The following is a 16,412-nucleotide window of genomic DNA, read 5'->3' as shown; positions in this document are numbered from 1 at the left end:
AACAGTAAGTGGTTCGGGCGCGCTATCGCTTCAGGACGCCCATTACAAGGATTGAATAAAACAGCAGGTGAAAACTATGACCGAGAAACTAAGAGAAGGTGAGAACGGTGAGGTTCCCGAGCGCAGCGGCCGTTTTTTAGAAAAGTCCGGCTACTGGTATTATCAAACCCGTGAGGGCGTTGATATCGGCCCGTTTGATAACCGCCGCGACGCAGAAGTTGGTGTGGGCGAGTTTATCGATTATATCTGCGCCTCGGCGCCAGAGGCGGCCAAAGTCATCGAGCGCTATCGCGCGGCCTAGTAGAATTAACCGGGCACGGCATTGAATCGCGCCGTGCCCTCTTTAACCTTCCGCGGGCCTGTTGTGGTCCGGTGCGGCGTTATATTACTGACGCCAGCTTGATAGCGTTATCGCTAACCTTTCTGTTGCTATTGCTAGCCTTTCTGTCGATGTATCCCACTGCTCTTTCCGGGCGAGTTTTCAAGCGGCTTATGTGCCGGGCAGCGTAACAAGTCGCTTACAAACGCACCTCGATACCGCGCTCTTGCATATACTGTTTTGCCTCGAGCACCGAATATTCACCAAAGTGAAAAATACTCGCGGCCAGCACGGCATCGGCGTGACCTTCGGTAACGCCATCCACTAAATGTTGCAGGTTGCCCACGCCACCGGAGGCAATCACCGGTACCGGGACCGCCGCGCTAATGGCACTCGTCAGCGGCAGATCAAAGCCGTTTTTGGTGCCGTCGCGATCCATGCTGGTAAGCAGGATTTCGCCGGCGCCATAATCGCTCATACGCGCGGCCCACTCTACGGCATCGATGCCGGTGGGCTTGCGCCCGCCGTGGGTAAAAATTTCCCAGCGCAATGGCTCGCCCGCGGCACTTACTTGTTTCGCGTCGATGGCGACTACAATGCACTGGGCGCCAAAGCGGTCGCTGGCGGCTTTAACAAAATCCGGGTTGTGCACTGCCGCCGAGTTAATGCCGACCTTGTCGGCGCCGGCGTTGAGCATACGGCGAATATCGTCGTTGCTGCGAATGCCGCCGCCCACGGTTAACGGGATAAACACTTCACTGGCGATGCGCTCGACGGTGTGAACCGTGGTGTCGCGGCCCTGGTGGCTGGCGGTAATGTCGAGAAAGGTAATCTCGTCGGCGCCCGCCTCGTTGTAGCGCTTGGCAATCTCGACCGGGTCGCCGGCATCGCGAATATCGACAAACTGCACCCCTTTAACCACGCGGCCATTGTCCACATCGAGGCAGGGGATAATGCGTTTAGCCAAACCCATAACTTACTCCGCGCCGTCGCAATACTGTTGTGCTTCGGCGACATCCAGTGTGCCTTCGTAAATCGCGCGGCCGGTAATGGCGCCGCAAATACCTTGGTCGCTAACCGCACTCAGTGCGCGAATATCGTCCATGTTGGTAATGCCGCCCGAGGCAATCACCGGGATGCTCGACGCCTGTGCCATGGCAACGGTGGCCTCGACATTGACGCCCTGCATCATGCCGTCGCGGGCGATATCGGTGTACACAATCGAGCTAACACCGTCGGCTTCGAAGCGCTTGGCTAAGTCCGTTGCTTTTACGTTAGAGACTTCGGCCCAGCCGTCCGTTGCCACCCAGCCGTCTTTTGCGTCCAGCCCAACAATAATGTGGCCGGCAAATTCGCGGCAAATGTCAGTAATAAACTCGGGCTCTTTTACCGCTTTGGTACCGATAATTACGTATTGCACACCGGCGTTTAAGTAGTGCTCGATGGTTTCTTTACTGCGGATGCCGCCGCCGATTTGAATGGGTAGCTTGGGGTAAGCTTTGGCAATGGCGGTCACCACGTCACCGTTAACCGGGGCGCCGGCAAAAGCACCGTTTAAGTCCACCAGGTGCAGGCGGCGGCAGCCGGCCTCGACCCACTGGGCGGCAACCGCTACCGGGTCGTCAGAGAAAACCGTAGAGTCGTCCATCAGGCCTTGACGCAAACGTACACACTGGCCGTCTTTTAAATCGATGGCGGGGATAATTAACATGTTTACTCTCTCTTAATGCGTTAGCTCTGACCGTTCCAGCGGACAAAATTGTGAAGTAACTGTAGACCGGCGGTGTGGCTTTTTTCGGGGTGAAACTGCACGGCAAATAAATTGTTGTGGCCCACGGCAGCGGCAAAGCTGACGCCGTAATGGCAGCTGGCCATTACCTGCTCGCTGTGGGCGCTTTGCACATAGTAGCTGTGCACAAAGTAAAAGCGACTGTCTTGCGGGATGTCGGTCCACAGTGGGTGATCGTTGTGGTGCACCTGGTTCCAGCCCATGTGCGGCACTTTTAAGGTTTCGCCCTGATCGCCTTTTAGCTGGTTGCCAAAAAACTCGACACTACCGGGAAATAAATCGATGCACTCGGTGCCGCCGCTCTCGGCGCTATTGCTCATTAATGCCTGCATGCCAACGCAAATACCCAGCACCGGCTTGCCGCTCGCCACTTGCTCGCGCAACACCGCATCAAAGCCGAGGCGTTTGATCTCGCCCATGCAATCGCCAATAGCGCCTACGCCTGGAAATATCACCCGGTCGGCGCTGGCGATCTCGGTCGGATCGCTGGTCACAATGATTGTGTGATCACACACTTTGCCCAGGGCGCTGGCAACCGAGTGCAGGTTGCCCATGCCGTAATCAATAACCGCAACTGTTTCGCTCATAGAACCTGCTTATAAACTGCCTTTGGTGGAGGGCATGATGCCGGCCATGCGTGGATCTGGCTCGAGCGCCATACGCAATGCGCGGCCAAATGCTTTAAACACGGTTTCGATCTGGTGGTGAGCGTTGTCGCCGCGCAGGCAATCGATGTGCAGGGTTACCTGAGCGTGATTGACAAAGCCGTGAAAAAACTCAGAAAACAGCTCGGTATCAAACGCGCCAATACGTTTTTGGGTAAAAGGCACTTTCATAATCAGGCTGGGGCGACCAGAAAAATCGATCACCACGCGCGACAGCGCCTCGTCCAGTGGCACATAGGCGTGGCCGTAGCGGCGAATGCCTTTTTTGTCACCCACGGCGCGAGCAATAGCCTGGCCGATGGTAATGCCGATGTCTTCTACGCTGTGGTGATCGTCAATGTGATTATCGCCGCGGCAGGTAACATTAAGATCGATCATCCCGTGGCGGGCGATCTGGTCCATCATGTGCTCCAAAAAGGGCACGCCGGTATCGAATGTGCCGCAGCCGGTACCGTCGAGATCGAGCTCGACACTGATCTGGGTTTCCAGCGTATCGCGTGATACTTGCGCCTGGCGCTCTGACATGGGTGTTCTCCGAAATGGCAGTTGGGCTGCTAAGGCCTGTCCGCAGTGGGGACAAAGCGCGAATTATATCGGCAAGTGGCCAATAATTCACGGTTTGCGGCAAATTTAGCCGCCCTTGAGGGGAATGTTGCCGGGGTCTGAGGTTTTGTTGTTAGTGCACCCGGTGTGGGTCCAGTTGTACCGCCTCGACCCGGCGGCCCAGCATGACCACGCGGCCGCTGTAGCGATCTTCGCCGGTGGAGGTAAATTCAAAGTAGAAGGCGCGCCACAACGAGAGCGCCCCGCGACTGTTGCGCTTAAACCACAGACGGCGTAAGTACACGCTTTGGTCCAGCAGCTGTACGTCCATTTCTTTGCAGTGGCGCTGCGCGTAGCCGAGTGCTACGGCCTTAGATTGCAGTGCGCGCCACCAGTAGTAGCCCACAGCAATAATGACAAACCACCAGATAACAACGCTTAGATTGGACATAATTCACAAACAGTAAGGCGCCCCGCAACAACACAGGGTGGCGTTGCGAGGCGCTGGGTATTATTGGTGTGCGTACACCAAACTTATACGCACGCAGAGGTGGGTTGAGGCTTAAACCGCGGTAACGTTTTCGGCCTGCGGACCTTTTTGGCCCTGTACCACTTCAAAGGTCACGTTTTGCCCCTCTAACAGGGTGCGCCGGCCTGTGCCATTAATGGCGCGAAAGTGTACAAACACATCCGCTCCGCCTTCGCGTTCGATAAATCCGTAACCTTTTGCGTCATTAAACCATTTAACAACACCAGAGACCAATTGATCTGACATAACACCCTCGATTGCTTCCTTTGCCAGCCCGGCTGACCCAACAGTAAGTGCACAGCGCCAATGCCGCCCAGTGTGTAGAGCTTTATTGGCGCCACTGCTCAAAATTAAAGCACTTCATTATGGCGGTTTCAATAGCCACAAAGGCGATTTTACGGCGATTAAAAGGCGTTATTATGAATCGGGTGAGCGGTGTTTTGTTTTGGGGCGGCGACAAAAGATTTCGTGCAAATACAGTGCAATAATGACCACAAAAAAGCCCCCTAACATGGCGGGGCGCTTCACTTGCTCCAGCGCCAACCCCTCTTTGGCCAACTGGTAGCAAGCCAGCCCCCAGGCGGCGGCGGTAAAATAACCCCAGCGCTGTCGTTTCCAGACAAACACCGCAATAACCAATGTAAGTGCGGCGGCAAACACCGTGGCAGCTTTAAGCTCACTGGCCAGTACCCCGGCACTGGCTATTAGCCACAGCAACAGTAAGGCGTTAAGCAGGGGGGGGATTTTGCGTTTGATCATGACAAAAGGCTCTTGGCTAAAAGAATCGCGTGGTGACATCGCGTGGTTACAACGACAGGCCCATCGCCTGCTGGGCTAAAAAGCTTTTTAACGCCGGTTGCGAGTTAACCCCGCTTAAGGCCCGGTTGCGCATTAGGGTAAGCGCTGGCTGGCGGCTGCCAAATACCCGCTTAAAGCTCTCCATGGCCGCCATCATGGTTAGGTTGTGGCCCATGCGCTGGCGCTCGTAGCGGCGCAGGGTGCTGTACTCGCCGGTTGCTAGCCCGCGCGCGCCGGCGCGCTGCAACTCGTGGCCAAGGCCAGCAACATCCAGCAGCCCAAGGTTTACCCCCTGACCCGCCAGGGGGTGAATACTGTGGGCGGCATCGCCGATGAGCGCCAGCCCAGGCTGCACGTATTGTTTGGCGTGGCGTTGATGCAAGGCAAAGGCGTAACGTTTGCTGACATGCTCGATGACGCCCAGGCGACTCTCAAAGTGGCGCTCGAGCGAGGCGCAAAAGCTGGCGTCATCTTGCGCCATCAGGGTATCGGCAAAGCCTTGGTCGGCGGACCAGACAATCGAGCAGTGATGCCCGCTACTGGCGCCGGGCGCCTCAATTAACGGTAGCAGTGCCAACGGGCCGGTACTCATAAAGCGCTGTCGGGCGGTAAACTCGTGGGGCTTTTCACAGCGCACTGTGGCGACGATCGCGCTTTGCTGGTAAGGCCACTGGCGCTCGGTAATGCCCGCCAGCTGGCGCAGCTTAGAGCGGGCGCCATCGGCGGCAATGGTGAGTGGCGCGGCCAGAGTCTCGCCCGAATCCAGCTCGACGCCGCTAACCGCACCGTTGTTGTCGCGCAGTAAAGCGCTTACCGGCTGCTGCCAGCGCTGTACCCGAGTGAGCTCTAAAGCGCGCTCGAGCGCTTGGTTTAACACCCGGTGCTCGACAATGTGGCCCAGGCTGTCGCGCCCTACATCGGCGGCATTAAATTCAATATGGCCCGAGCCCTCGCCGTCCCATACCTGCATATCGCGGTAGGGGCAGGCGCGCTGGCCGGCAATATTGCGCCACACATCCAGCTGCTCAAATAGTTGGCGCGAGGCCTCTGTCATGGCCACGACCCTGGCATCGAAGGGCTCGGCATCCGCTATTGGGGCGGCCGGAGCCACCAGGGCAATGCGCGTATCGGCGGCCAGTGTCTGGCTCAGGTAGGCCGCCATACTGGTGCCGACGATACCGGCGCCCACCACAATAATGTCGTAATCCATATTAGCCATTGCGTGCCTCCAGAGCCGTGCGGCTAAGGCCCATCATCTGTTTGCCAAACGCCGAGCGCAGCGCGGGGGCCAGCTCCAGGCTGAGCAGCCCCAAGTGGCGCAGGGTAACGGCGGGCAGCGCTTTGCTGCTAAACAGCCGCACCATGGCATCGCCGGCGCGGGTGGTAATGGTCTGATCTTGCTCGCGCTGGCTGAGGTAATGTTGTAGCAGGCTGAGTGCGCCCGGCGCATCGCTTTGACAAATAGTGTGCGACAGCGTCGCGCAGTCGCGCAGGGCCAGATTAAAGCCCTGGCCGGCCACCGGGTGTAAAAAGTGCGCGGCATTACCCACTAACACTAGGTTTGAGCGCACTTGCTCGCGTGCCTGACGCAGCACCAGCGGGTAGCTATGGCGCTCGCTGACCGCTTCAAAGCGCCCCAGGCGATGGCCAAAGTGCTGTTGCAGGCGCGCCAAAAACTCGGGTTCGGCCGCTTGCTGTACGGCTGCCGCCCTGTGAGTTGGCAGCGTCCAGACCATAGCCATCTCGCGTGCTTGGGGTGATTGCCCCAGGGGCAGCAGTGCTAAAGGCCCGCTATCGGTAAAGCGCTCGTACGCGACGCCTTGGTGGGGCTTGGCGGTGCGCACATTGGCGATAATCGCGCTTTGATAATAGGGGCTATCGTCGCTGGTAATACCCAGTGCCTGCCGCAGGGGCGAGTTGGCGCCATCGGCCAGTGCGGTTAGCTGTGCTGTAAGCGGGGCCAGATTGTTATCCAGGCTCAAGCGGCCGCCGCCGGCCAGTGGCTGAAACCCGGTGGCCTGAGCCTGATGTAGCTGCACGTTGGGCTGTTCGTTAAGCGCGCGCAGCAGGACGCGCCCGAGCCAGGTATTGGGCACCACATAACCCTGAGTGGCCATACCGGTGGCCGAGGCATCCAGCAATTGGCCGGGCAGGTAGCCGCGGTCGGACACATGCACGGCGCTGATGGCGGTGCTGTGTGCGTTTAAGTCTTGCCACAGGCCAAGCGTCTCAAACAACTGCACGCTACCGGCTGACAGCGCGGTGGCGCGGGCGTCAAAGCTTGGGTGGTAAGGGCCGCTTTCTGGCACGGTGGGCTGGGGGTCGACAATGGCGATGCGCCAGTCGGGTCGCGCCTGGGCGCACAGCAGCGCCAGGCAGGCGCCGGCGGGGCCGGCACCGACTATCGCAAGCTCTACTGTGGGCTCGGGCGCGCTCATGTTCAGGCGCTCCGGTCGCGGGCGGCCTCGGCCATCAGCGCTTCGATGGCGTCGATGGTTTTGGGGACGCCGTCTGTCAGTACATCACAGCCGTCTTTGGTAATAATGATGTCGTCTTCGATGCGAATACCGATACCGCGCCATTTTTTGGCCACTTGCTCGTCGTCGGGGGCCACGTAAATACCTGGCTCAACGGTCATGGCCATGCCGGGCTCCAGTACCCGCCACTCGCCGCCGACTTTGTAATCGCCCACGTCGTGCACGTCCATGCCCAGCCAGTGGCCGATGCGGTGCATGTAAAAGCGGCGGTAGGCGCCTTCCTCGATTAAGGTGTCCAGCTCGCCTTCCAATAACCCCAGCGTTAGCAGGCCTTCGGTAATCACCCGGACGGACGCTTCGTGGGGCTCGTTCCAGTGAGCGCCGGGCTTTAAGGTAGCCATGGCGGCGTCTTGGGCGGCCAGTACGATTTCGTACAGGGCTTTTTGCTCGGGGCTAAAGGTGCCGCTTACCGGGAAGGTGCGGGTAATGTCGGCAGCGTAGCCTTCGAGCTCGCAGCCGGCGTCAATCAGGACTAAATCACCCGCTTTAAGGGCGGCGTCGTTCTCGATGTAGTGCAAAATACAGCCGTTTTTGCCGCCGCCGACAATGGTGCTGTAGGCGGGGTGACGGGCACCGGCCATGGCAAATTCGTGCAGAATTTCGGCCTCGAGTTGATACTCCATGACGCCCGGCTGGCAATAGCGCATGGCGCGCACGTGGGCGCGGGCCGAGATCTCGCCGGCCTCGGCCATCACGCGCGCTTCGGCGGCGCTTTTGTACAGGCGGTTGTCGTGTAAAAAGTGCGAGAGGTCTAAAAACTCGCCGGGGGGCGTGGCGCCCGAGCGCACTTTGGCGCGAATGGTGTTTACCCAGTCCATCACCTGGCGGTCAAAGCCGGCATCTTTGCCCATGGCGTAATAGACTCGCTCGCGGCCTTCCAGCAGCCCCGGCAGAATATCGTCGATGTCGTCGATGGGAAACGCGTCATCGGCGCCAAACTCACGGCAGGCGCCGTCGGGGCCGGCACGGTAGCCGTCCCAAATTTCTCGCTCTGGGTCGCGGTCACGGCAAAAAAGCACAAACTCGCCGTGTTCGCGCCCGGGAATCAGCGCAATCACCGCCTCGGGCTCGTGAAAGCCAGTCAGGTAAAAGAAGTCACTGTCCGGGCGGTAGGGGTACTCGGTATCGCGCGAGCGGGTGCACTCGGGGGAGGCCGGGACAATGGCGATGCTGTCTGGCTCCATAACGTCCATCAGCGCTTTGCGGCGACGGCTGAACTCGGCTTTGGTAATGCGCATGCAAACCTCGGATGGCAAAAATTAGTGAAGCGTGGTGGAGCGGTTAGCCTTGTCTTGCGGGGCATCGGGCGCTTGCTCGCCAAACGCCTGAAACAAGCTGAGCGATGATAACCGCACGTACTCGGCTACCTCTAAAAAGTCGGCTTCGCCACTGGCGGCGTCGTTGTCGTCGGCCTCGATCTGGACGATGGCAGCAAAATCGCTCAAAGTGTCGTTGACCTCTTCGGGCAGGTTGCCGCGCTCCACCACACCGGCGTCGCCAAAGCCCGATAAAAAGCCGTGACACCACTGCGATAATGCTTCCACCCGCTCGGACATGCCCTGCTCGTCGTCGGGTAAAAACAGCGCAAAGCTAAAGCCCTCGCCCTGCAGCTGCGCCTTAGTGTCTTTTAGCAGCTTAATAAGCTCGTCTGTCGTGGCGCTGTCGGGTGTTTCGGTCAGCGCCATAAAATCTTCAACTAAGCGCAGCCAGTCGGCCTCGTTTAGCGGGTTGCCACACAGCCGGCCGCACAGCATGCCCTGCAACTCGGCCGGGCTGTTAACGGCGCCCAGCGGGTCGAGCAATTCATCCCAGCGGTCAAATTCATTTTCCGATCGTTCGATTTCTGTCATGGCTAAACCCTCTGTTTACTGCGCACATGCTATCACGAGTGCCACCCGTGGCCCGATTGGGCGCCATGTGATTTACTGGAATATTTAAAAAAAACCTTCTGTAACAGTGCCTATATGTGCGATAGCTCGAAGTTACATCAACAACATTTGACCCCCTGCCAAGGGCGCAATATAGTAAGCCCTGAAGCCCAATTGGTCACCTGCCGCTATGTCTGAAGATCTACTATTTACTCTGGAAGCTAAACTGGATGAGCTACTTCGCCAGTGCAGTCGCCTGCAGCAGGAAAACACTGCCCTCAAGGCGCGCGAGAGCGAGTGGCAGCAAGAGCGCGTGCGCCTGGTAGAGAAAAACGAGCTGGCGCGCACCCGCGTCGAAGCCATGATCACCCGGCTGAAAAGCCTGGAGGCGCAGTAGCAGCTCACGCTGTTAGTGCGTCACGGTGACCGCAGTGAGAGGTAATTCCGGTGAGTAACGAAACCGTCAGCGTAAAAATTCTCGATAAAGATTATCAAGTGGCCTGTCCGGCCGAAGAGCGTGTAGCGCTGGTGCAATCGGCCCAGGTGCTGGACGAGCGTATGCGCATGATTAAAAGCGCCGGCGGGGTGGTTGGCCTCGAGCGAATCGCCGTAATGGCGGCGCTTAACCTTAGCCACGAGCTGCTGTTGGCGCAGCAGGCAAGCGATAGTTCCGGGGTTAATCAGGCGGCGCTTGATCGCATGCAACACAAAATCGAAGCGCAGCTGGATCAGCTCTCTGATAAACACTAAGGCAGAAGTCTTTGGGTTGAGCCCCTAATGTGCGTTATAATAAATACACACCCTGGGATGTGCGCCAGTCGACTAAGTCCTTGAGCCGATACTGCTGTACCAGGTAGTGCCTCGCCGGTGTTTGTGAGCATGTCCGCACGACGGAAAGCCTAATAACATCGCAGGCGCCACCCCTTGAACTCTAGGGTTCAAGGCCAACTTGACAGCGGCATCTTGGGGTTTTTAATTTCTTGCCTATGACCCGCACCCACTTTTCTGCGTCCGACGCTCCCGTAAATTCTGCCACCTCCGGCAACCGCCGCGAGTTGCGCCGCCTGCTGCGCGCACGCCGTCGCGCCCTGTCGCCCACAGCACAAGCTAGCGCCAGTGCCGGTTTACTGCGTCAATTGCAATTACAGCCCTGGTTTAACAGTGCTAAGCGTATCGCTCTGTATTGGCCCAGCGATGGCGAAATAGACCCGCGCCCGGTGGCGGCCCGCGCATGGCAACATCATAAGCGTTGCTATTTACCCGTGCTCCACCCGTGGCTAAAGCGCCGCCTGTGGTTTACCCCTTTTGCTCGCCGCACCCGTTTTGCCCCTAATCGTTTTGGTATTCCCGAGCCCATCGGCCCGGTGCGCGCGCCGCTCAACAACCGTCATTTAGATGTCGTTTTACTGCCGCTGGTGGGTTTTGATCGCACCGGTGGCCGGCTGGGTATGGGGGGAGGCTTTTACGATACAACGTTTGCTGCCAAGCGCCGTGGTAAGGGATTTAAGCGTCCACGCTTGGTGGGGGTGGCGCACAGCTGCCAGGAGGTGGATGCGTTAGAGCTTGCCTGCTGGGATGTGCCGCTCGACGGCATTGCCACCGAGCGGGAGTATATTGCGATTCGGTGACGGGGCGTTTCGCATCATTGTTGCGTTTTTCGGGGGTGGGTGCCATACGATATACTGATGGAGCAGCCTTCAGCTTGTTTGCCCTCAATCGCCGGGCGGGCGAGTCCCTTTTTGTAATGCGACGAAAAAGGGACGAAAAAGCGCACCCCGGCATCGCAGCCCTCCGGGTTCCCTCACTCCGGCCTATTTTAGTGGGCCGCATCGGCACGCCGTCCATGGCGTGGCGATGCTTGCGCACGCGTCCATGCGTGCTTACCCCCTAAAATAAGCCTGCGTTCGGCTGGCTGCAGGGGGGGGCGGCGCTTTGTAGAGAGGTGGATGTGTGATTACAATTATTGCGTAACCCGTAACCCGTAACCCGTAACCCGTAACCCGTAACCCGTAACCCGTAACCCGATCAAGCCAAAAAGTACTGATACGCCTCGTTATCTGTTTCGTCCCAAAACGGGTAGTTAATCTCGGCCAAAAACTTCTTCACCTGAGCGCGCTCGGCTTCGGGCACTTGCATGCCGACCAAGACACGGCCATAGGCCGAACCGTGGTTGCGGTAGTGAAACAGCGAGATATTCCAGCGCCCGGCCACTTCGGTTAAAAAGGTCAGCAGGGCGCCGGGGCGCTCGGGGAACTCAAAGCGAAACACCATTTCTTCGGATACTTGCATCGCGTGGCCGCCCACCATGTAACGAATGTGCAGCTTGGCCATTTCGTTGTCGGTCATATCCACCAGATCGTAACCTTTTTCGCGCAAATCGCTTACCAGCTCCTCGCGATCGCTTGGGTCGGTACCGACCTGCACGCCGACAAAAATACGCGCCTGGTCAGAGTCGGCAAAGCGGTAGTTAAACTCGGTGATATTGCGCCGCCCCAAAGCGCGGCAAAAATCTTTGTAGGCACCGGGCCGCTCGGGGATGGTTACCGCTAAAATCGCCTCGCGTTTTTCGCCGATCTCGGTGCGCTCGGAGATGTAGCGCAGGCGATCAAAATTGATGTTGGCACCACTGTCGATAGCCACCAGGGTTTGCCCGCTGATGTTGTTCTCCGCGACGTATTTTTTAAGGCCGGCCACGCTCACGCCGCCCGCGGGCTCGGCAATCGAGCGGGTGTCTTCAAAAATATCTTTAATGCCGGCGCAAATCTCGTCGGTATTAACGGTAATCACACCGTCGATGGTTTCTTTTAGAACGCGAAAGGTCTCTTTGCCGATTTGTGCCACGGCCACGCCGTCGGCAAAAATACCCACTTGCGGCAGTTTTACCCGGCGACCGCTCTCGAGCGCGGCCGCCAGGCAGGCGGACTCGGCCGATTCTACGGCAAAGACTTTAACGTCCGGGCGCACGTATTTTACGTAGGCCGCGACCCCAGCACCCAGGCCGCCACCGCCTACCGGAACAAATATCGCATCGATGTGTTTCGGGTATTGGCGCAAAATCTCCATGGCGACGGTGCCCTGACCGGCAATTACATCGGCGTCGTCAAACGGGTGGATGTAGGTGAGGTTTTTCTCTTCGACCAATTTTTGCGAGTGCTTAGAGGCCTCGTCAAAGTTATCGCCGTGCAGCACCACCTTGGCGCCCCGGGCGCGCACCGCGTCCACTTTAATGGCCGGCGTGGTGCGCGGCATCACGATGGTTGCCTTAACCCCCAGGTGCTGAGCGCCCAGGGCCAGCCCCTGCGCATGGTTGCCCGCCGAGGCGGCAATAACGCCGCGTTTGCGCTCTTCGTCGGTCAGTTGCAGCAGCTTGTTGTAGGCGCCGCGAATCTTAAACGAGAACACCGGCTGCAAGTCTTCGCGCTTTAACAGCACGTTGTTGTTGGTGCGCTGCGATAACAGGCGCGCTTGCTCCAGTGGCGTTTCGACCGCGAGATCGTAAATGCGGGCGTTAAGGATGCGTTTTATGTAAGAGTCCGGCATGGCTAAGTCTATGTTGGATTGCAGCAATTGAGTAGAAAGCCGCCCATCATAAACAATTTAGCCTTGGCTGACATCCGCCGTCATCCGGGTTCGGCGGAATCCACCTTGGCGGCATGCTGGCAGCGGCGGAATTAGCGTGAAATAGCCAAGCCAAAGTCCGTATAATACGCCCGTCGATACACACTCGCGAGGCTGTCATGAACCAAGACCAACTCAAGCAAGCAGTGGCCCGTGCGGCCATTGAGTACATTACCCCCAAGCTGCAAGCCGATAGCATTTTAGGCGTGGGCACCGGCTCAACCGCCAACTTCTTTATCGACATGCTGGGCGAGCTTAAAGATGACTTTGCCGGTGCGGTGGCAAGCTCCGATGCCTCGGCCAAGCGGCTTGAGGCCTTGGGTATCGAGGTGCTGGATTTAAACAGCGTGAGCGAGCTGGTCGCCTACGTCGATGGCGCCGACGAGTCGAACGCCCAGCTGGCGCTAATTAAGGGCGGCGGCGCGGCATTAACACGCGAGAAAATCGTCGCGGCGGTAGCCCGTGAGTTTGTCTGTATTGCCGATGGCAGCAAGTGGGTGGATGTACTGGGCGAGTTTCCGCTGCCGGTGGAGGTGATTCCGATGGCGCGCTCTTTTGTGGCGCGCGAGCTGGTTAAGCTTGGCGGTAACCCGGTATACCGCGAGGGTGTGGTGACCGACAATGGTAACGTCATCCTCGATGTGCACCAGCTTTCGATCGTCGACCCAAAAGCGCTGGAAACCGAGATTAACCAGATAACCGGCGTGGTAGCGAGCGGCTTGTTTGCCCGACGCGGTGCCGATGTACTGCTGCTGGGGCGCGCGGAAGGGGTAGAGACGATATATCCGAAATAATAGCCGGATGACTGACGTCTGGGGTCTGACGGGAAAAGTGCCCGCGTCAGACGACAGGCGTCCGACCTCAGACTTTAAGTACAAAAAAAGCCCGACCATTGCTGGCCGGGCTTTTTTTTGTACAAAGATAAAATCGAATTACTTGATTTTGCCTTCTTTGTACATCACGTGCTTGCGAGCAACGGGATCAAATTTTTTGATCTCCATTTTCTCGGGCATGGTGCGTTTGTTTTTGTCGGTCGTGTAGAAGTGACCAGTACCTGCAGACGAATTCAGACGAATCTTCTCGCGCATGATATATCTCCTAAATTAGACTTTTTCACCACGAGCACGCATGTCGGTCAATACTGACTCGATACCGCGCTTGTCGATCACTCGCATACCTTTTGCAGAAACACGCAGTTTCACAAAGCGTTTTTCTGCTTCGATCCAGAAACGGTGAGTGTGCAAGTTTGGCAAAAAACGACGCTTGGTGTGGTTCTTTGCGTGAGAAACATTGTTTCCGGTTACGGGACGCTTGCCGGTAACCTGACATACCTTAGACATTGTTTTGCCTCTTAACCTGATTAATCGCGCCGAGCTGCTTGCCTTCAAAAGGCCGATAGCAGCCCGGAGCAGAATTCATTGAGCAGCCTGTTTTATCCAATCGCGGCTAGCCTGTGCGGGTTGTTTGATGCGCCATTTACCAGTGACGGCACCGGCACAATCCCGATCTTTAGGGTCAGCCGAACAACCCGGCCGCAAAGAGCCGCGTTTTATACCAAAAGCGCCCCCCAATATCAACGCCTAGTTGCTTTTTTGACCAGAAAAGTGCGAAATTTTAACCAAACCGCCATATTCGCCCTTAATCTGGCTGGTTTTGGGGCGTGCCGTTAGCCTCAACTACAGCAGCCCCAGCTCGGCAAACGAGCTGACCTCGCCGTCGCCGACAATCATATGATCCAGCACCCTGACTCCCACCAGCTCTAAGGCTTTTATTAAGCGCTCGGTAATGTGTCGGTCGGCCTGGCTGGGCTCGGCCACCCCCGAGGGATGGTTGTGGGCCAAAATAACCGCAGCGCAGTTATTGGCCAGCGCCAGCTTCACCACCTCGCGGGGGTATACATTGGCGGCATCGAGAGTGCCAAAAAATAAGGGCTCGTAGCGAATAAGACGGTGCTGGTTATCCAGCAGTAGCAGGGCAAACACCTCCCGCTGGCTGTGGCGCAGCTGCGACACTAAAAAGCGTCGCACCAGCTCGGGGCTGGTTAGGGCATCGCCGGTGGTGAGAGTTTCGCCGAGGTGGCGACGGGCCATCTCCAGCACCGCCTGCAACTGGGCATACTTGGCTGAGCCCAGCCCCAGGCCGCGGCAAAAGGCCGCTTGCGGCGCCTCCAGCAGTGGCCGCAGGCCGCCAAATTCCTGCAGTAACTCGCGGGCCAGGTCGACCGCTGATTTGCCGGCGCAGCCAGTGCGTAAAAAAATGGCCAGTAGTTCGGCATCGGAAAGGCTCGCTGGGCCACGCTGCAGTAGTTTTTCGCGCGGGCGTTCTTGCTCGGGCCACTGGTGAATTGCCATCGGTATGACTCCTTGTCGTTGGCTTCGGCGTTGCGCCGGGTGGCGCTTTCCTGGCGCCTCGATATACGAAATTACCCTCAAGAATGGTATCTTTGTCGTTTGCGGTCAAGTTTACCGGCATCGACCCGCTAAACTGATACCTTCTACAGCCCCCCGGTCGATGGAGTTTGGGATGTCCACTCTACAGAACAAGCGTATATTGCTCGGTGTGACCGGCGGTATCGCGGCCTATAAAACGGCCGAGCTAGTGCGCGAGCTGCGCCGTTCGGGCGCCAGTGTGCGGGTGGTAATGACCATGGCCGCCTGCGAGTTTATTACGCCGCTTACCTTACAGGCGCTGTCGGGTAACCCGGTTCACACCTCGTTGCTGGACCCTGAGGCCGAGGCCGCCATGGGCCATATCGAGCTGGCCCGCTGGGCTGACCTGACGCTCATCGCACCGGCCAGTGCCGACTTTTTAGCGCGCCTGAGTGGCGGTATGGGCGATGATTTACTCTCTACTATTTGCCTGGCAACGCGCTCGCCCATCGCCATCGCCCCGGCCATGAATCAGGCCATGTGGGATGCGCCCGGCACCGTCGCCAATATTACCCGCCTGCGACAGCGGGATTTTATCGTGCTGGGCCCCGGCAGTGGCGAGCAAGCCTGCGGTGAGTTTGGCCCCGGGCGCATGCTCGAGCCTGTCGAGCTGGCGGGGCACCTGGAGCGCTTGTTTAGTACCGAGGCGCTTACCGGTAAAACCGTGGTGATAACCGCCGGCCCCACCCGCGAGGCCATCGACCCGGTGCGTTATTTAAGCAATTACAGCTCGGGCAAAATGGGGTACGCGCTCGCCGCGGCGGCGGCCGAGGCCGGTGCGCGCACCATACTCATCAGTGGGCCGTGTCAGTTGGCCGCGCCCGAGCGAGTCGAGCTTATCAAGGTTGTCTCGGCCGAGGACATGCTCCGCGCCTGCCTTGAATACAGCCCGGCGGCGGACCTTTTTATCGGTGCGGCGGCGGTGGCGGATTTTCGCCCGGCCAGCGTGGCAGAGCAAAAGCTCAAAAAGTCCGATGCCGATACCATGAGCCTCGAGCTGGTCAAAAACCCGGATATTATCGCCACGGTGGCCGCGCAGCCGATAGCGCCTTTTACCGTGGCATTTGCCGCAGAGTCCGAGCAGGTTTTAGACTATGCTCGCGCCAAGCTGGCACGCAAAAAAGTCGACTGTATTATCGCCAACGATATCAGCGCCGCTGGGATAGGCTTTAATAGTGACGAGAACGCGGTGACATTAATAGACCGGCGGGGGGAGACGAGCTTTGAGCAGCAAAGCAAAGCGCAGTTGGCGCGCGAGCTTATCGCCCGCCTGGCCGAGCGCCTGTAACTCACCTCACCCAAGATGCAGATACATAA

Annotated in this window: 21 protein-coding genes and 1 other RNA gene; 7 read left to right on the top strand and 15 right to left on the bottom strand. The window is 58.1% G+C overall.

What is annotated here, in order from left to right; translation table 11 throughout:
* The first annotated feature begins 76 nt into the window (after positions 1 to 76).
* The gene (locus AAC019_RS04690) at positions 77 to 301 is read left to right on the top strand and encodes a DUF6316 family protein (RefSeq protein WP_339897416.1); all 225 of its coding nucleotides are present in this window, start codon (positions 77 to 79) and stop codon (positions 299 to 301) included.
* Between the two features lie 217 nt (positions 302 to 518).
* On the opposite strand, the gene hisF is transcribed toward AAC019_RS04690, so the two are convergent.
* The 11 genes from hisF to AAC019_RS04635 all read right to left on the bottom strand — a co-directional run bounded on the left by hisF (position 519) and on the right by AAC019_RS04635 (position 9,030).
* Entirely contained in the window at positions 519 to 1,292 is a 774-nt protein-coding gene (gene hisF / locus AAC019_RS04685; RefSeq protein WP_339897415.1) for an imidazole glycerol phosphate synthase subunit HisF, read from the bottom strand.
* A 3-nt stretch (positions 1,293 to 1,295) separates the two neighbouring features.
* On the bottom strand, positions 1,296 to 2,030 hold the full coding sequence (gene hisA / locus AAC019_RS04680; protein WP_339897414.1) for a 1-(5-phosphoribosyl)-5-[(5-phosphoribosylamino)methylideneamino]imidazole-4-carboxamide isomerase: 735 nt from the start codon (positions 2,028 to 2,030) through the stop codon (positions 1,296 to 1,298).
* Positions 2,031 to 2,050: 20 nt separating this feature from the next.
* On the bottom strand, positions 2,051 to 2,695 hold the full coding sequence (gene hisH / locus AAC019_RS04675) for an imidazole glycerol phosphate synthase subunit HisH (RefSeq protein ID WP_339897413.1): 645 nt from the start codon (positions 2,693 to 2,695) through the stop codon (positions 2,051 to 2,053).
* A gap of 9 nt (positions 2,696 to 2,704) precedes the next feature.
* The gene (gene hisB / locus AAC019_RS04670) at positions 2,705 to 3,298 is read right to left on the bottom strand and encodes an imidazoleglycerol-phosphate dehydratase HisB (protein WP_339897412.1); all 594 of its coding nucleotides are present in this window, start codon (positions 3,296 to 3,298) and stop codon (positions 2,705 to 2,707) included.
* A gap of 151 nt (positions 3,299 to 3,449) precedes the next feature.
* Complete coding sequence (locus AAC019_RS04665) at positions 3,450 to 3,767, bottom strand: DUF3301 domain-containing protein (RefSeq protein WP_339897411.1); 318 nt, start codon at positions 3,765 to 3,767, stop codon at positions 3,450 to 3,452.
* Positions 3,768 to 3,878: 111 nt separating this feature from the next.
* Entirely contained in the window at positions 3,879 to 4,091 is a 213-nt protein-coding gene (locus AAC019_RS04660) for a cold-shock protein (RefSeq protein ID WP_041521769.1), read from the bottom strand.
* 171 nt (positions 4,092 to 4,262) lie between these two features.
* Entirely contained in the window at positions 4,263 to 4,604 is a 342-nt protein-coding gene (locus AAC019_RS04655; RefSeq protein ID WP_339897410.1) for a hypothetical protein, read from the bottom strand.
* Between the two features lie 46 nt (positions 4,605 to 4,650).
* A complete protein-coding gene (locus AAC019_RS04650; protein ID WP_339897409.1) occupies positions 4,651 to 5,862 on the bottom strand; it encodes a UbiH/UbiF/VisC/COQ6 family ubiquinone biosynthesis hydroxylase in 1,212 nt (403 codons plus the stop codon).
* Positions 5,855 to 7,081: a 2-octaprenyl-6-methoxyphenyl hydroxylase gene (gene ubiH, locus AAC019_RS04645; RefSeq protein ID WP_339897408.1), complete on the bottom strand. Its 1,227-nt coding sequence runs from the start codon at positions 7,079 to 7,081 to the stop codon at positions 5,855 to 5,857. The genes AAC019_RS04650 and ubiH overlap by 8 nt, the downstream gene beginning before the upstream one ends.
* A 2-nt stretch (positions 7,082 to 7,083) precedes the next feature.
* Positions 7,084 to 8,418 carry a Xaa-Pro aminopeptidase gene (gene pepP / locus AAC019_RS04640; protein ID WP_339897407.1) on the bottom strand — a complete coding sequence of 445 codons (1,335 nt, stop codon included), beginning with the start codon at positions 8,416 to 8,418 and terminating at the stop codon, positions 7,084 to 7,086.
* A 21-nt stretch (positions 8,419 to 8,439) separates the two neighbouring features.
* Positions 8,440 to 9,030 carry a UPF0149 family protein gene (locus tag AAC019_RS04635; RefSeq protein WP_339897406.1) on the bottom strand — a complete coding sequence of 197 codons (591 nt, stop codon included), beginning with the start codon at positions 9,028 to 9,030 and terminating at the stop codon, positions 8,440 to 8,442.
* A 208-nt stretch (positions 9,031 to 9,238) separates the two neighbouring features.
* Here AAC019_RS04635 and AAC019_RS04630 point away from each other — a divergent pair, with 208 nt between their 5' ends.
* From AAC019_RS04630 to AAC019_RS04615, 4 genes are all read left to right on the top strand, one after another.
* Positions 9,239 to 9,445 carry a TIGR02449 family protein gene (locus tag AAC019_RS04630; protein ID WP_339897405.1) on the top strand — a complete coding sequence of 69 codons (207 nt, stop codon included), beginning with the start codon at positions 9,239 to 9,241 and terminating at the stop codon, positions 9,443 to 9,445.
* 50 nt (positions 9,446 to 9,495) lie between these two features.
* Positions 9,496 to 9,798, top strand: a complete 303-nt coding sequence (locus tag AAC019_RS04625; protein WP_339897404.1) for a cell division protein ZapA — start codon at positions 9,496 to 9,498, stop codon at positions 9,796 to 9,798.
* Between the two features lie 46 nt (positions 9,799 to 9,844).
* A non-coding RNA gene (gene ssrS / locus AAC019_RS04620) (6S RNA) lies at positions 9,845 to 10,022 on the top strand.
* Positions 10,023 to 10,034: 12 nt separating this feature from the next.
* Positions 10,035 to 10,676: a 5-formyltetrahydrofolate cyclo-ligase gene (locus tag AAC019_RS04615; protein WP_339897403.1), complete on the top strand. Its 642-nt coding sequence runs from the start codon at positions 10,035 to 10,037 to the stop codon at positions 10,674 to 10,676.
* Between the two features lie 397 nt (positions 10,677 to 11,073).
* Here AAC019_RS04615 and ilvA read toward each other — a convergent pair whose 3' ends face one another.
* Complete coding sequence (gene ilvA / locus AAC019_RS04610) at positions 11,074 to 12,588, bottom strand: threonine ammonia-lyase, biosynthetic (protein ID WP_339897402.1); 1,515 nt, start codon at positions 12,586 to 12,588, stop codon at positions 11,074 to 11,076.
* A 197-nt stretch (positions 12,589 to 12,785) separates the two neighbouring features.
* On the opposite strand from ilvA, the gene rpiA reads away from it, so the two are divergent.
* Positions 12,786 to 13,460 carry a ribose-5-phosphate isomerase RpiA gene (gene rpiA, locus AAC019_RS04605; protein WP_339897401.1) on the top strand — a complete coding sequence of 225 codons (675 nt, stop codon included), beginning with the start codon at positions 12,786 to 12,788 and terminating at the stop codon, positions 13,458 to 13,460.
* A gap of 138 nt (positions 13,461 to 13,598) precedes the next feature.
* On the opposite strand, the gene rpmG is transcribed toward rpiA, so the two are convergent.
* The 3 genes from rpmG to radC all read right to left on the bottom strand — a co-directional run bounded on the left by rpmG (position 13,599) and on the right by radC (position 15,017).
* On the bottom strand, positions 13,599 to 13,754 hold the full coding sequence (rpmG, locus tag AAC019_RS04600; RefSeq protein ID WP_339897400.1) for a 50S ribosomal protein L33: 156 nt from the start codon (positions 13,752 to 13,754) through the stop codon (positions 13,599 to 13,601).
* Positions 13,755 to 13,769: 15 nt separating this feature from the next.
* Positions 13,770 to 14,006, bottom strand: a complete 237-nt coding sequence (rpmB, locus tag AAC019_RS04595; RefSeq protein ID WP_339897399.1) for a 50S ribosomal protein L28 — start codon at positions 14,004 to 14,006, stop codon at positions 13,770 to 13,772.
* A gap of 336 nt (positions 14,007 to 14,342) precedes the next feature.
* Positions 14,343 to 15,017 (bottom strand): DNA repair protein RadC, encoded by a 675-nt coding sequence (radC, locus tag AAC019_RS04590; protein ID WP_339897398.1) that lies wholly within the window; start codon positions 15,015 to 15,017, stop codon positions 14,343 to 14,345.
* A 172-nt stretch (positions 15,018 to 15,189) separates the two neighbouring features.
* On the opposite strand from radC, the gene coaBC reads away from it, so the two are divergent.
* Positions 15,190 to 16,383 (top strand): bifunctional phosphopantothenoylcysteine decarboxylase/phosphopantothenate--cysteine ligase CoaBC, encoded by a 1,194-nt coding sequence (gene coaBC, locus AAC019_RS04585; protein ID WP_339897397.1) that lies wholly within the window; start codon positions 15,190 to 15,192, stop codon positions 16,381 to 16,383.
* The last annotated feature ends 29 nt before the right edge of the window (positions 16,384 to 16,412 follow it).

The sequence above is a fragment of the uncultured Gilvimarinus sp. genome, assembly GCF_963975215.1.
In the GTDB taxonomy this organism is placed as follows: Bacteria; Pseudomonadota; Gammaproteobacteria; order Pseudomonadales; family Cellvibrionaceae; genus Gilvimarinus.
The sequence above is the reverse complement of the archived record's forward strand: the minus strand, read 5'-3'. Positions and strand labels throughout refer to the sequence as shown.

What these genes read in the sequence shown, in the direction of transcription:
- AAC019_RS04690 (WP_339897416.1), top strand. Translation starts at nt 77, where the DNA reads ATGACCGAGAAACTAAGAGAAGGTGAGAACGGTGAGGTTCCCGAGCGC.
- hisF (WP_339897415.1), bottom strand. Translation starts at nt 1,292, where the DNA reads ATGGGTTTGGCTAAACGCATTATCCCCTGCCTCGATGTGGACAATGGC.
- hisA (WP_339897414.1), bottom strand. Translation starts at nt 2,030, where the DNA reads ATGTTAATTATCCCCGCCATCGATTTAAAAGACGGCCAGTGTGTACGT.
- hisH (WP_339897413.1), bottom strand. Translation starts at nt 2,695, where the DNA reads ATGAGCGAAACAGTTGCGGTTATTGATTACGGCATGGGCAACCTGCAC.
- hisB (WP_339897412.1), bottom strand. Translation starts at nt 3,298, where the DNA reads ATGTCAGAGCGCCAGGCGCAAGTATCACGCGATACGCTGGAAACCCAG.
- AAC019_RS04665 (WP_339897411.1), bottom strand. Translation starts at nt 3,767, where the DNA reads ATGTCCAATCTAAGCGTTGTTATCTGGTGGTTTGTCATTATTGCTGTG.
- AAC019_RS04660 (WP_041521769.1), bottom strand. Translation starts at nt 4,091, where the DNA reads ATGTCAGATCAATTGGTCTCTGGTGTTGTTAAATGGTTTAATGACGCA.
- AAC019_RS04655 (WP_339897410.1), bottom strand. Translation starts at nt 4,604, where the DNA reads ATGATCAAACGCAAAATCCCCCCCCTGCTTAACGCCTTACTGTTGCTG.
- AAC019_RS04650 (WP_339897409.1), bottom strand. Translation starts at nt 5,862, where the DNA reads ATGGCTAATATGGATTACGACATTATTGTGGTGGGCGCCGGTATCGTC.
- ubiH (WP_339897408.1), bottom strand. Translation starts at nt 7,081, where the DNA reads ATGAGCGCGCCCGAGCCCACAGTAGAGCTTGCGATAGTCGGTGCCGGC.
- pepP (WP_339897407.1), bottom strand. Translation starts at nt 8,418, where the DNA reads ATGCGCATTACCAAAGCCGAGTTCAGCCGTCGCCGCAAAGCGCTGATG.
- AAC019_RS04635 (WP_339897406.1), bottom strand. Translation starts at nt 9,030, where the DNA reads ATGACAGAAATCGAACGATCGGAAAATGAATTTGACCGCTGGGATGAA.
- AAC019_RS04630 (WP_339897405.1), top strand. Translation starts at nt 9,239, where the DNA reads ATGTCTGAAGATCTACTATTTACTCTGGAAGCTAAACTGGATGAGCTA.
- AAC019_RS04615 (WP_339897403.1), top strand. Translation starts at nt 10,035, where the DNA reads ATGACCCGCACCCACTTTTCTGCGTCCGACGCTCCCGTAAATTCTGCC.
- ilvA (WP_339897402.1), bottom strand. Translation starts at nt 12,588, where the DNA reads ATGCCGGACTCTTACATAAAACGCATCCTTAACGCCCGCATTTACGAT.
- rpiA (WP_339897401.1), top strand. Translation starts at nt 12,786, where the DNA reads ATGAACCAAGACCAACTCAAGCAAGCAGTGGCCCGTGCGGCCATTGAG.
- rpmG (WP_339897400.1), bottom strand. Translation starts at nt 13,754, where the DNA reads ATGCGCGAGAAGATTCGTCTGAATTCGTCTGCAGGTACTGGTCACTTC.
- rpmB (WP_339897399.1), bottom strand. Translation starts at nt 14,006, where the DNA reads ATGTCTAAGGTATGTCAGGTTACCGGCAAGCGTCCCGTAACCGGAAAC.
- radC (WP_339897398.1), bottom strand. Translation starts at nt 15,017, where the DNA reads ATGGCAATTCACCAGTGGCCCGAGCAAGAACGCCCGCGCGAAAAACTA.
- coaBC (WP_339897397.1), top strand. Translation starts at nt 15,190, where the DNA reads ATGTCCACTCTACAGAACAAGCGTATATTGCTCGGTGTGACCGGCGGT.